This is a genomic window from Orbus sasakiae, assembly GCF_039542345.1.
In the GTDB taxonomy this organism is placed as follows: domain Bacteria; phylum Pseudomonadota; class Gammaproteobacteria; order Enterobacterales; family Orbaceae; genus Orbus; species Orbus sasakiae.
In genome coordinates this window covers 1,070,769-1,086,011 of record NZ_BAABHY010000001.1, presented here as the reverse complement: position 1 = coordinate 1,086,011, position 15,243 = coordinate 1,070,769, and the positions used below count along the sequence as shown (strand labels likewise).

Below are 15,243 nucleotides of genomic sequence, written 5' to 3'. Positions count from 1 at the left end.
CTAAAATATTGGCGCATATCATACCTGTAAAGCGCAAGATTGTCATTCTTACAATGTAATTAGGTTTACTTTGTTTTATTATCAGCTAGAATAAATCTGTTCTCAACGGGGAGCATACAGGCGATCGCCTAAGCTGAGAGTTGCTGTTTATCAAGATCATAAAAGCATGACCCGTCGAACCTGAACCGGCTAATACCGGCGGAGGGATTGAGTATGTCTAAGGGGGATCATCACCATCTTTATTGACTCAAACCTTTTGCCCATATTGAAATTTCTTAATCTGGAGGCAAAATGTTTCGTTTTATTTCTGTGCTTATATCATTACTTTTTATCATCACCACAGCGAAAGCAAATGATAAACCGACATTAACGGTTTACAGTTACAGCTCGTTTGGTCCAGCCAAAACACTCAAAGCTGATTTTGAAGCTCAATGTTATTGTGTGGTCAATATTATCAGTATCGGTGATGGCGTCACTATTTTGAATCGACTTCGCTTAGAAGGAAGTCGCACTAAAGCAGATGTTATCATTGGACTTGATACTAACCTAACCAGTACCGCAAAACAGGCTAATTTGGTGCAACCACATCATATAGCAAAACCTCAAAATTTAGCGGTTGATTGGTGGGACAATGATTTTGTTCCTTATGACTATGGTTATTTTGCGTTTATTTATGATAAAGAAAAGATAGCCAATCCTCCAAAAAGTTTTGAACAACTGATTAATAATCAAAACGGTTGGAAAATTGTGTATCAAGATCCTCGAACAAGTACACCGGGATTAGGGTTATTACTCTGGATGAATTATGTTTATGGAACACAGACGCCTCAAGCTTGGCAGCAACTTGCCCAACATACGTTAACTGTAACAAAAGGATGGGGCGAATCTTACGGGCTATTTTTAAAAGGTGAGGCTGATTTTGTTTTAAGCTACAGTACTTCGCCTGTTTACCATATTATTAATGATAATGAACATCGTTACCAAGCGGCTATTTTTGACGAGGGTCATTATAACCAAGTTGAAGTGGCTGCAATCACCAAATATACAAAACAATATGACTTAGCTAACCAGTTTATGGCCTTTTTATTAACACCAAAAACACAAGCAGTGTTTGTTGATAAAAATATTATGTATCCAGCGATAAATATTGAATTACCTGCGGCATATCACGAGATTAACACGGTCAATCAATCATTGTCGTTTACGGCAGATGATGTGACGAATAATCAAAAACACTGGATTAAACAATGGCAAGACATCGTCAGTCAATAGTGACGTTTATACCAGGAACAATCGTTGTAATAGTGATAACAACGATTGTTTTTAGTGCATTAACTGCACTGTGGTTATTTGCATTTCAAAATAGCGACGAAAGCTTCTATTTTGACCGCTATTTATGGCGAGTATTATCGTTTACTTTCATACAAGCTACATTATCAACGATTATCTCCGTTGGGTGCGCTGTGTTATTAGCTAAATCACTTTATCAAAATCGTTTTTTGGGTAAGACTGCATTTATTCGCATTCTTTCTATTACCTTTGTTCTCCCTTCATTAGTGGTTGTGATGGGGATATTAAGTGTTTATGGTAATCAGGGATGGCTTGCCCGACTATGTGATGGTTTAGGCTTTAATTATACTGGGTCAATATATGGATTAAATGGTATTTTAATTGCTCACGTTTTCTTGAATTTCCCCTTTGCAACGCGTTACTGCTATCAGTCATTACAACTTATCCCAAATGAACAAAAACAGTTAGCAGAGCAATTAGGTTTGAGTTATTGGCAAACGTTTCGACATCTTGAATTACCGCTTTTACTCAAACAGCTCCTGCCGCTTGGTGGATTAATTTTTATGCTGTGTTTTTCGAGTTTTGCAACGGTGTTAGCGCTCAGTGGGGGGCCTAAATATACCACAATAGAAGTTGCCATATATCAAGCAATACGTGACTTTGAACTGTATCAAGCCGTCATCTTATCGGGCATTCAACTACTCTTTTGTTTAGGGTTTATGATCGTGTTAAAACGGTTAGAGCCAAAACAATCGCCCAAACAGATGAGCAATATTCAACCCTATATTGTGAAGTCAACACGATTACAGCAATGGCTGAGTTACAGTTGTATCATTAGTAGTATGTTATTTGTTTTCATGCCACTGTTGGCACTGGTTATCGATGGTATTTCCTTATTTTCGCCGCAATTTATGACCGCTAGTTTAGTCCAAGCATTGCTAACCTCGGTAAGCATTGCAATAAGTTCCGCAAGTTTAGCTATGATAATGGCGATGGGGTTATTATGGACGAATAGCCGCTTACAGTTAATAGGTAACCTAAAGGCAAGTGAAGGATTGATGCTTTTAGGATCATTAATTTTAGCGATCCCCTCTATGGTATTGTCTGCAGGACTCTTTATTTTATTTTTCCGTTTTACTGATATACCGGGCTTTATTTTTATATTGGTGGTTATCAGTAACAGTTTGCTTGCCTTACCGTTTATATTAAAGCAATTAGCGTTGCCGCTTTCGGAACTGACAAAACAATACTATTTTTTAAGTCAATCATTGAATGTTCAGGGTCTAAATTATTTCTATCGTATTGAGTTTTTGGGGTTAAAACGCTTATTTTTATATTGCTTTGCATTGGCCTGTATCATGTCTATGGGTGATTTTGGTATTGTCGCTTTATTTGGTGGACAAGATTTTATGACACTCCCTTTGTATCTTTATGAATTGATTGCGCATTATCGCTATGATGAAGCGTCGTTTGTCGCCATGCTACTCTTAGTAATCAGTTTTCTATTTATGACATTTTTTGAGTATAAAAAACCATGATCAAACTTAAGCACGTCATCTATCTTTATGGTCAACAACAGATGGTCTTTAATTTTAATGCCAATAAAGGTGAAACGATCACTATTTTAGGGCCAAGTGGGGCAGGTAAAAGCACTTTGCTTAGCCTCATTGCTGGGTTTATTCAACCAAACTCAGGGCAAATCCTACTCAATAATCAAGATGTCACAGAGGTACCTGCCAGTAAAAGACCGGTATCAATGCTGTTTCAAGATAATAATTTATTTAATCATCTTACGGTTGAACAAAACTTGGCATTGGGGTTATCTCCCACATTAAAATTATCGCCACAACAACGCGAACAATTATTGCGTATTGCCAGTCGAATCGGTCTTGACACCTATTTGTCAGTTTATCCAAGTCAGTTATCTGGTGGGCAAAAACAGCGTGTTGCAATTGGTCGATGTCTATTACAACATCGTCCGATTTTGTTGTTAGACGAACCGTTTTCATCACTAGACCCAAAATTAAAAAAAGAGATGTTTGAACTTTTATATGAAATTCAACAAGAGTATCAGTTAACTGTTCTAATGGTGACGCATCAATTAGAAGATATTAATAAAAATAATTGTCGTTGTTTGGTGGTTGTCAGTGGCGAAATTGCCTTTGATGGGGATTATGCTCAATTAGTTAAGGAAACGCAAATCGCCAGCTATTTAGGCATAAATGCATCTTCGTTATAATAGTTTTCGTTAAAAAATGGTTGTAATGGGTAATTATAGTGTAAAAATGTAATGATAGGCATTAAGCTAAAATTGATTGTTTAGCAAATCCGCAAACTCATGCAATATTGCTTAATAAGCTAGCGATTTAAAATATATTTTGCTATTTTAATTAAATCATTATATAACTTTTGTACTTCAATTTGTTTAATCATTAAAGGTGAACCTCAGTGGAACAACGTATTGGATTTATTGGATTAGGAAACATGGGCAGTGCAATCTTGCAAGGCATTTTAGCGAGTCAAACAGTAACAGCTGAACAATTTTATGTTTACGATATTAATCCTGAAGCAACGGATGCATTAAAACAACAATATAGCATCAACGTCCTTGAAACAGCAAAAGACGTTGCTAAAGAATCTGATATCGTATTTATTGCAGTAAAACCCAATAATATGAGTGAGATTCTTACTGAGATACAAAAAGAACTTAAAAAATCGACGGTTGTGGTTTCCATCGCAGCGGGTATTACCATTAAAGCGATCGAAGCGGTTATTGGTTATGATCAAAAAATTGTCCGTGTAATGCCAAATACACCGGCGTTAGTTAATTCGGCCATGTGTTCAATTACGCCTAATACAGAAGTCTCAGCCGAGGAACTGTTAACAGTTAGGGCATTGCTCAACTGTGTCGGTTTAACCGAAGTTTTACCTGAGTATCAAGTCCATTCAGCAACCGGGGTCGGTGGCAGTGCACCTGCCTTTGTGTTTATGTTTATTGAAGCCTTAGCGGATGGTGCCGTAAAAGGCGGCATGTCACGCAAACAAGCCTACAAATTTGCAGCGCAAACGGTATTAGGTTCGGCAAAACTCATGTTAGATACAGGTAAACATCCTGGTGAGCTTAAAGATATGGTCTGTTCACCAGGCGGGACAACCATCGATGGTGTGCAAGTGCTTGAGGAAAAAGCATTTAGAGCCGCTGTCATTGATGCGGTTGAAGCCTGCATCAATCGTTCAAAAATGCTTAGCGGTGAAAAATAGCCACATCATAAAATTAACGGGTTTTATCATTAACCCGTTAATATCAAAATATCCTATCTGTTTTATTTCTGCCATTAATTTTTTCTTTAAAAATCTTAATCTTACTATTTGTGGTGAATTAAATTCATTATTAATCAATAGGTTGTGAATTCTGTCAAAATTGTAATTTTTGCTAGACAATTGTTAACGAGCGGTTTAGCATACTGCGCAAGTTTGTAAAGAAATGGTTAAGAATCAGTGAGAAATATAATAACAAAAAATAAGCTATTAACTGCAATGCTAGGTTGCACAGTGTCTGTACAAGGTTTTGCTGCACCAGAGGTAACACCTCAGGATAAAAATATCAGTAATCAGCAACTTATTTATCAGCAAGAGCGCCAAAAAGCGATTGAGGAGACCTTATCACCACAAGCGCCAGATGTTCGTTTACTGCCACCATTAGAAAGCAATCAAACGCTTCATTTTCCGCAAGAGAGCTTATGTTTTCAAATCGATCAGGTGGAATTGCTTGAGCGCGATGCGTTACCTTATATTATGCCTTTGTGGCCACTTGCCAAACAAGCCGAAGGCCAATGCCTTGGTGGTGAAGGGATTAATTTACTGATGAGTGAACTGCAAAACCGTATTATTCGTTACGGCTATATCACAACTCGGGTTGTTGCCCCTGAACAAGACTTAACAAATGGGACGTTACAATTACTGCTCGTAAAAGGGTTAGTTCGCGATATTTATTACTCACCTGAGAGTGATACTCATGCTAATTTAAACAGTTCGATGCCCGTACAAAAAGGGAAAATCTTAAACTTGCGTGATATTGAACAAGGGCTTGAGAATATGCAGCGTTTACCCACCACGAGTGCACAAATGCAGCTTATTCCGGGTGATCATCCTGGGGAAAGTGACATTATGATAACCCGCAGTCAATCTAAATATTGGCGTATTGCTATGTCATTAGATGATTCCGGGACGAAAGATACCGGTCGCTACCAAGGTGGTTTAACGTTTTATCTTGATAATCCTTTAGCATTAAATGACAGTTTTTATGTGTCAGGCGGACATGATATTGACGGTAACAGCAATTATGGCTCTAAAAACTATCTCTTCTCATACTCATTGCCGTTTGGTTATTGGCAGTTTAACGCATCATTAAGCAGTAATACTTATCATCAAATTGTTGCTGGAACACCTGATTATGAATATAGCGGCCGTAGTCGTAATGTCAATTTACAAATGAGCCGCGTTATCCACCGCAATGAATCACAAAAAACGACACTGAGTTATGGTATCAATCTTAAACAATCACATAACTTTATCGATGATACCGAAATTGATGTACAACAACGTAAAACAACCAGTTGGATGCTTGGAATTAATCATCGGCACTATTTTGGGGATATCACCTTAGATTTGGGGGCGAGTTATAAAAAAGGCGTGAGATGGTTTGGTGCCCATCGTGCACCAGAAGAGTATGCCGGTGAAGGTACGGCATTAAGTGATATTATGACCTTAAATGCCTCATTAGCCGTCCCATTTGACATCGCGCAGCAAAAATTTCGCTATAACATTGATTATCAGAGTCAATTCACCCGTGGTGGTGATTTAACACCACCAGAGCGTTTCTCAATCGGTAGCCGATGGACTGTGCGCGGATTTGATGGTGAGTTAACATTAAGCGCGGATAATGGTTGGTTTGTACGCAATGAGCTTTCATGGAGTGCGCCATTAAACCAAGAAGTTTACTTAGGGCTTGATGCCGGGGAAGTGTCTGGCGCAGATTCAGGTTACTTATTAGGAAAACGACTCGTCGGTAGTGCCATTGGCATCCGAGGCAATCAACTAGGCATTTACTACGATCTGTTTGCCGGCATGCCATTACATAAACCCGATGGCTTTAAAACAAACAGTGCCGTATTGGGCTTTAATTTGAACTGGTCATATTAAGTCGTAAATAAAAAATAATAATAAATTTATTCAGTGTATTACAAATATTACATGTCTGAATAAAGGTGGGAAAAGGAACAACTATGAATAAGCATTTTTATCGAATCATATTTAATAAAGCTCGTGGTATGTTGATGGTCGTGGCAGAAATTGTTAAAAGCCATCAAGGGTCAAGCCGAAGTAGTGAAAAGGCCAAATCAACAATCGTTGATAAAAATACAATAGCAGCATTAAAACCGGTTGCCTTTATGACCTATATCGCTTTAGGTTTGATTTGTTTAAGCGCAACAAGTTATGCTAATACTATTGTGGTCGATAAAAATGCGGATAAGACTCAGCGTCCGATTATCATGCCAACCGCTAACGGTGCCACCCAAGTAAATATTACTGCACCAAGTGGCGCAGGGGTATCTCATAATAAATTCACGCAATTTGATGTATCCGAAAAAGGCGTTATTTTAAATAACTCACATAAAGCATCTCAAACAGAACTCGCCGGCTATATTAAAGGTAATGACTTATTGCTGAAATCGGGTAGTGCAAAAGTTATTTTAAATGAAATTAATTCAAAGCACGCTAGCCAGTTAAATGGGTATATTGAGGTAGCAGGCCAAAAGGCGCAAGTCGTTATTGCTAATGCTGCAGGGATTACCTGTAACGGTTGCGGTTTTATCAATGCGAATAGAGCCACGTTAACAACCGGTAAACCCATTCTTGAAAATGGTGAGTTGAAAGGTTATCTGGTTGAGCAAGGCAATATTGCCATTAATGGCAAAGGACTCAATAGTGCCAAACAAGACTACACAGATTTAATTGCACAAACCGTGAATATTAACGCAAGCCTATGGGCTAATGATGTTAAGGTTGTTGCCGGGCGAAACAACGTTAATCAAGATGTCAGCCAAATCACAAAATTAACGGATAATGATCAAGCGCCTCCCCAACTGGCTATCGATGTGGCGGCACTCGGAGGTATGTATGCTGGTAAAATCCAATTAGTCGGAACGCAAACGGGGGTTGGTGTTCATAACTCAGGTCAGTTAGGTGCAAGTGCGGGTAACATCACCATTACTGCGGATGGTAAAATAGTTAATACTGGGTCAATTCAGGCTAAAGGGGATATTACACTAACCAGTCAACAAGATATTACGAATAGCAAACAAATTTATAGTCAAAAAAACATAAAAATTACCAGCCAAAAACAAATTAATAATCAAGCGACGATAGTTGCTCAAAATGATATTACACTAAACGCTAATACAATTGTCAGTGATAGCACATCAACCATTGCTGCTGGGATTGATGACAAAGGCCAATTAACCGATTCCGGCTCAATATATTCAAACGCGGCTGACATCACATTAACAGGGCAAACTTTAGCGACCCAATCGATTAATCTTCATGCTGATAAAACGGTTAATTTAAATAATGGCAAGATGTTGAGTGGCAATCTACAGATTATTGGTAATGATATAAATGCTAAATCAACAACAATTAAAACGAATGATTCAGTCAATATTCAAGCCGATAATTCAGTAAATACAACATCGTCAATGATGACTAGTCATGGCGATATTACTATTCATGCAAAACATATTGAAAATGATAATAGTTCTTGGCAGGCTGACAATAATATTTTACTTGACGCTGATGTGATTAATAACCGTAATTCTGACTTATTATCACTGGGTAATACGACGCAAAATGCATTGGCGTTGGATAATAGTGGAAGTAAACTCCGTGCGAAAGGCGACATCAGTCAAACTGCGGATGATATTGATAATCAAAAAGTAATAATGCTATCTGAACAATCGATTAATATTAATGCAAACAATATTAATAATAAACACGCAGATCTAAGAGCACAACAAAATATCTCACAACAAGCATTGATAGTATTAGATAACCAACAGTCTAAATTTGTTGCAGGCGACAATATTCAGTTAACCGCTAAGCAACTAAATCAGGGTGAAGCATCACTCACCGCTAATCAACTGATTAATATTCATGCACAAAATATTGATAATGATGATGCCACTTTATTAAGCAAAGATTTACAGATTGTGGCTGACGAATTAAGCGGTGGTGGTAAATTATCAGCAACTGGGGATATTACGTTAACGCTTCAAAATGATTTTAATAATAACGGTGAAATAAGTGCTAATCGCACTTTATCGATAACCAGTCAAAAAACGATTAATAATAATCAGCTTTTTATAGCAAAAAATATGTCACTAAACAGTGAGCAGCTAAACAATAATAGCCAAGCTGAAATCAGTGCTGATAATTTAGAATTAAAAACGAATACGCTTATTAACCAAAGTCTTATTGATGGTGGGCAAGTTAGCATAACCACTCAGTTGCTAGATAATAAACCGAGTGGACGAATCTATGGCGATAATCTGACTATTTCGGCAAATACATTAAACAATCTTGGTGATGGGCTAACCGCTCCTGTTATCGCAGCTCGTAATGATTTCAAATTAGCAGTGGGTACACTGAATAATTATGCTCATGGATTATTATTAAGTTTAGGTAATTTTACAATTGGTCAGCAAATTGATAGTAATAATCATGTTATCGGAAGTGCTGTTGTGATCAATAATCACTCTTCAAAGATTGAATCTCAAGGTGATCTCCTTATTAATTCACAGATCATCAATAATATTAATGATAATATTGAGGTTGAAGATGTATTAGTTGATGAAAAATATGTAACTGAGTGGTCTTTTATCGATTCGCCGGATGTGCGTTATCGACCTGATGAAGTACGTGAATATTGCATTGGTTGTAAGAAAAAAACTAATTATCGAGTCCTTGAAGTAATTGCTACTGGTAAAACAATGCCTAAGTATAACTTTTATCATTACAATCAAAAGACTTATCAAACTCAAGTTGTTACTACCGATCCAGCTAAAATTATTGGTGGCGGTAATGTGATACTCAATACAGCTAAAACAACCAATGATAATAGCCATATTAATGCAGGGGAAAATTTATCAATCAATGGTGTTCTTGAAAATATCGTTATTGAATCAATACAACGTATAGTTAGAAATGGTGGTAGAGACTATCATTATGATTATTTTCCAGGAAAAGGGAAACACTATCATGATATAGACTATCATGGTTATAATCCTTTAGATGAAATCTCTGCGATTGATTTATCATTATCAACCATTAAAGATCATACTGTGGTGGCTAATAATGTATTAGATGATAGTCATCGAACAAGCATAAGTCAAACTAACTTAGATAAAGCAAATATTGATGTTGGATCGGTCAGTACCATAGAGCCAAATATAACCCTACCAACAAATAGCCTGTATACAATACATAAAGATACTGAACATCATTACTTGATTGAAACCGACTCTCGTTTTACGAATAAAAAAGCGTGGTTAAGTTCTGATTATATGTTCAAGCAGCTAAAAGCTGATCCCAATAATATTCAAAAACGCTTAGGCGATGGGTATTATGAACAACAGTTAATTCAACAGCAGATTATTGGTTTAACCGGGCAGCGTTATTTAGCCGATTACGCAAATGATCTTGCTCAATATCAAGCCTTAATGAACAGTGGTGTTGAATTTGCAAATCAGTATGGCTTATCAATTGGCGTAGCTCTAACCGATGCGCAAATGAATATGTTGACGTCAGATATAGTCTGGATGGTCAGTAAAACAGTGACTATTGATGGTCAAGATATCGAGGTGTTGGTTCCACAAGTTTATATCGTAAATCGACCACATGTAACGAGTGCAGGCGCTTTAGTGTCGGGTAAAAACGCGACGATTCAAAGTGATTCTGATATTCATTCATCAGGAACAATTGTGGCAAAAGACCAGTTATCTATATCCGCCAATAACATTCATAATCAGGGCAATATGATTGGTGGTAAGGTTCTTATCGATGCACAAGATTCGATCTTTTCGTACGGTAAAATAGCGGCTGACGCACAATTAATGTTAAATGCTGGGAAAGATATCAATTTAATCACCAATACGCATACAGAGGAACGTAATAATTATAAAGAACATGATATCAAAACCGTGCTTGATAAGGTTTCAACCGTTAATGTAAAAAATGGAGATATGACGATAAAAGCAGGTCATGACATTAACACAGCTGGTGCCTTAATTGTTAACCAAGATAAAAATAGTACAACCTTACTTGAAGCGGGTAATGATATTAATTTATCGACCGTAAAAACGCGAGATAAAGAGGAATTTTATATTAGCAATAAAGACTACCAACGTTCTGATATTGAACATGTTGTCGGTAGTGAAATATACAGTCAAGGAAATATCAGCTTAAAAGCAAATAATGATATCAAAGTGACTGCATCAAGTGTTAATGCCGATAATGCTTTGGCCATTCAAGCTAATAATATTAATATCAACTCTGAAGCATCATCACAACTTATTGATGTACATCAAGAAGTGGTAACAAGAAGTACATTTTCAAAAACAAAAAGCGTCTTTGATTTGGCAATAGATAACAATGTACAAACCGGAAGTTCATTAAGTGGCAAAACCATTGATGTAAATGCAAAAAATGATATAAATGTGGTTGGTAGCCAAGTTATTGCGAGTAAAGATATTAATTTGACTGCTAAGAATGATGTTAGTATTGATTCAGCACAAGAAACCTATTATCAATATCAAAAAACAACAACAAAAACATCTGGTATCACATCCAGTGGTATGGGTATCACGATTGGATCTCAATCAACCAGTTCTTCCTTGAAAGAAAATGAAACTAATTTTTCTAATTCATCGAGCTTAATTGGTTCTGCTGGCGGTAATGTGATTATTTCGGCCGGCAACACTGCATCTGTAAGTGGCAGTGAGATTGTTGCGGTGAGGGCGGAAGGTGATACATCAAAAGCAACAGGTCATATTGATATTACAGGCCAAGATATCCAAATTATTCCGGGTCAAGATACCATTGATACAACAACCACATATTCATCTAAGTCCAGTGGTGTTCACATCTCAGTTTCTAATCCTATCGTTGATAGTTTTCGTAATTTCAAAGATATACTCCATTCAGATGATGGAAAAGTTGAAAAGGGTAAAAAACTTATTAACGAAACAGCCGCAGCTGGTATCGATATATTATTACCCACTCAGCTACCTATTACTTATGGTAAATCATCATCAAGCAGCAGCAATATTACACATGGCGAGTACCAAAACGGTAGTAGTTTAACCGCATCAGGTAATATTCAGCTTCATGCTACAGGTAATAAAGCTGATAGTGGTGATATTTTAATAAATGGCGGCCAGTTGGGTGCAGGTGAATCTATAATTTTGGATGCAAATAGGAATGTAGACGTCGTTGCATCAACGGATAAACAAACAAACAATAATTCATCAAAAAGCAGTAGCTGGAGTATAAATACGGGGGCACCGACAACGGGATCAACGATTCGTTTTATCAGTGGCGGTCCAAATCATGGCACAGGAATATTGCCTTTTGGTAGTGAAAAATCACAATCTAAAGCAGAAAAAGAAATAACAGCACAAACATCATCTGTATTAACGGCTAATGATATTTATGTTAATAGTAAAGAAGGCCAAGTCAATGTTACTGGTAGTAATATGACCGCTCAAAATGATTTAATGATACAAGCTCAAAAAGGTAATATTAATGTTACTGCTGGGACGAGTAACATTTATGATCATGAAACGGGCAGTGAAAGTAAAATTGGTGAGTTGAAAGGTGATGGTTATAGCGGTACTGCTGGTTTTAGTAAACAAAGTCACAGTAAACTTGATAATTCAGATACGCAAAGTAATTTACGTAGCCAACTAAATAGTGTTAAAGGTGATGTCTCGTTACAATCAAGTAATGATATTAATTTATCCGGAACCGATGTTAATGCAGGTAAATCCATTAACTTAACAGGCAAAAATGTACAGTTAGATACAAGTGAAGATAACAAACTGTCTGAATATCATTCCAAATCACAGCAATATGGTGTTACAGTTTCAACTTCAGGTTACGCTGTAACCGCTGCTCAAGCAATTGAAAAAGCAGCTAAGTCTATAGAAAATGGCGACGATGCTCGTCTATCTGCGATATATGGTGCTCAAGCCGCATTAAATACAGCATCCCAAGCGACCCAAATTGCAAAAGATGGGATGGGAACGTCAGCAGTTAAGGTGACCGTTAGTGTCACTGCGGATAACTCAAAACAACAACAGAAATATGAAAGTCAGCAGCAATTAGGCAGTACTTTAAATGCGCTACAAGATGTTAATATTACTGCAGATGAAAATATTCAAGGTCATGGTGTTGATATTCATGGTAAAAATATTAACCTTAATGCAGGAAACGATATCACATTTATTTCAGCTCAAACCAATGAAAAACAAAATAATACAAATTCTGGAAGTCATTATGGTGTTGGTGTTGGTTTTAGTGCAGGGGGAAGCCAAAATGGCTTTACGCTAGAACTCAGTGGTAGCCAATCAAAGGGTAAAGAAAACGGGACATTATTAGTTAACCATAATAGCCAAGTTCATGCTGATGATGCTTTAACCATTACAAGTGGTAAAGATGTCACCTTGAAAGGTGCTGAGCTGAAAGGTGATAAAGTGGTTGCTGAGATTGGTGGTGATTTAACCATTATAAGTGTACAAGATGTTGAACACTATGATAGCAAGCAAACCACTGGTGGTGTTAATGTCAGTGTTTGTGTACCACCATTTTGTGTAGGAGCCACAGAAGTGAGTGGTAATTTTAGTCAAGATAAAATGAATAGTGACTATGCATCGGTTAATCAACAAAGTGGTATCTTTGCAGGAAATGATGGCTTTGATATTAAAGTCGAGCAACATACACAGTTAGATGGCGCTGTAATCGCATCCCAAGCACACGATAAATCAAAGAATAAATTAGATACAGGCTCGTTAGGTTTTAGCAATATTGAAAATAAAGCTGAATTTGATGTAAATAGTGTTTCTGTCGCTGGTGGGACGAGTATTGCTGGTGGTCAGGTGACACCAACAGCGGGAAATCCTGCTTTTTATAGTCATGATGGCGACGCATCGAGCATAACACAGTCTGCTGTGGCGGAAGGTGAAATAATCATTCGTCATCAAGATGAGCAACAACAAGATATAACGCAATTAAGTCGAGATACCGACAATGCAAATAATGCGTTAGATAAAATTTTTGATAAAGAAAAAGAACAAAATCGCCAAGATATAGTCAATTCTTTAAAAGAGCTTGCTGCACAGGTTAAAAAGTTAGAACAAGATTTTAATCAGAATGCAGGTAAAGAATCGACTGATGGAAAAATGGGGAATGCGTTTAGTAAAGGTATTGATGCAGCGACATCCATTTTAACGGGATTAATCACCGGCGATATAGCGGGAGGCCTTGCTGGTGCAAGTGCACCATATTTAGCTGAATTAATTAAAAACAATGCTCCTGATGAGGCTTCAAGGCTTGTCGCTCATGCGCTATTAGGTGCAACGATTGCTCAATTACAGGGTAATTCAGTATTATCAGGTGGTTCAGGTGCATTATTAGGTGAAACCGCAGCTGACATTATTCGACGTGGACTATATAATGGTCGAAATGTAGAAGAGTTAAGCGAAAGTGAAAAGGATAATATTAGTGCACTCGCACAGTTGGCTTCTGGTTTTGCTATTGCATTATCGGGTGGTAATACCAATGATATTGGCACTGCCGTTGCCGGCAGTAAAAATGCCGTTGAGAATAACTTTTTATCTAATATATATGGTGTTGAAAAGTTAGATGATGAAGGTAAGGCTCTTCATAAAAAATTAGAAAAAGCAGGTATTGGTGGTATTGATGAGCTGCAAGCTCAATATGAAAACTGTAAGGGAGATGCAGATTGTAGACGAGATATTCGTAATGAATTCCGTAAGCAAGAAAACGCCGCAGGTGAAAAAATAGTTGAGCTCTATGAATCGGGGCAATTAAGTGAAAAGGAATTTAATTATCTCGTTACCGTATACGCAAGTAAGATGTTAGAGGGAATAATTGAGGGAGAGAAACTCAGTGATACAGGACTAGATTGGATTGGTGATATTTATAAGGCATCCGGTCTTTCATGGACATTTGCAGGGAAAATGAATAATCCATATCTTAATGCTATCAGAAGTAATGATATTATTGAAAAGTCGAAAGCTCAAGGAATGAGCAATGAACAGATCCAAGAAAAAATTCTAGAAGATAGTGTTTTGGGTTCCGCAATCGCTCCTGTTGATGTTAATGGTATCCTTAACTTATTTGATAATGGAGCTAGCAAAGAAGATATTATCAGGTTTGCAGCAGTAGCTGCTTTTGGTAAAGCAACAAATATTCCAAGTGCTGGAAAGGGGAATGTAGGAGCAAAAAGCAATATTAATTCATCATTAAAACTTGGTGAGACAAAAGTTGTTAATGAAGTTAGTGTTACTCGCGTTGGTCGTTGGATGTCTCCAGAAGAGCTAGCTCAAATGCAAAGTACAGGTAAAGTTGTTCAAGGTGGTGGTGGGCAAACGTTTATTTCAGTAAATGGTGTAAATGATTTTAAAGGCGCTGCACCAAAAGGTTCTGTCTATGTGGAATTTGATGTTCCTAGTAATAGCTTAATTCAAGGTGGTAATGAAGGGTGGTATAAAATGATAGGTCCAAATGCCCAACCATCTCAGAAATACCAAGTAGAAAAGAAAGGTGGTTCACTAACTCCGGATGTAAGTAATATTAAAATTCTTGAACATAAATAAG

Annotated in this window: 6 protein-coding genes and 1 riboswitch; all 6 genes read left to right on the top strand. The window is 37.2% G+C overall.

Annotated elements, in window-relative coordinates; all coding sequences use genetic code 11:
- Positions 1-96: 96 nt before the first annotated feature.
- A riboswitch (TPP riboswitch) is annotated at positions 97-224 on the top strand.
- Positions 225-291: 67 nt separating this feature from the next.
- On the top strand, positions 292-1,272 hold the full coding sequence (gene thiB, locus ABEA36_RS04725; RefSeq protein ID WP_345489326.1) for a thiamine ABC transporter substrate binding subunit: 981 nt from the start codon (positions 292-294) through the stop codon (positions 1,270-1,272).
- Positions 1,248-2,828: a thiamine/thiamine pyrophosphate ABC transporter permease gene (thiP, locus tag ABEA36_RS04720; RefSeq protein WP_345489324.1), complete on the top strand. Its 1,581-nt coding sequence runs from the start codon at positions 1,248-1,250 to the stop codon at positions 2,826-2,828. The genes thiB and thiP overlap by 25 nt, the downstream gene beginning before the upstream one ends.
- A complete protein-coding gene (thiQ, locus tag ABEA36_RS04715; protein WP_345489322.1) occupies positions 2,825-3,529 on the top strand; it encodes a thiamine ABC transporter ATP-binding protein ThiQ in 705 nt (234 codons plus the stop codon). The genes thiP and thiQ overlap by 4 nt, the downstream gene beginning before the upstream one ends.
- Positions 3,530-3,738: 209 nt before the next feature.
- Entirely contained in the window at positions 3,739-4,551 is an 813-nt protein-coding gene (gene proC / locus ABEA36_RS04710; RefSeq protein ID WP_345489320.1) for a pyrroline-5-carboxylate reductase, read from the top strand.
- A gap of 237 nt (positions 4,552-4,788) precedes the next feature.
- Positions 4,789-6,492 carry a ShlB/FhaC/HecB family hemolysin secretion/activation protein gene (locus ABEA36_RS04705; protein ID WP_345489318.1) on the top strand — a complete coding sequence of 568 codons (1,704 nt, stop codon included), beginning with the start codon at positions 4,789-4,791 and terminating at the stop codon, positions 6,490-6,492.
- 83 nt (positions 6,493-6,575) lie between these two features.
- Positions 6,576-15,242: a hemagglutinin repeat-containing protein gene (locus tag ABEA36_RS04700; protein WP_345489316.1), complete on the top strand. Its 8,667-nt coding sequence runs from the start codon at positions 6,576-6,578 to the stop codon at positions 15,240-15,242.
- Position 15,243 lies beyond the last annotated feature (1 nt).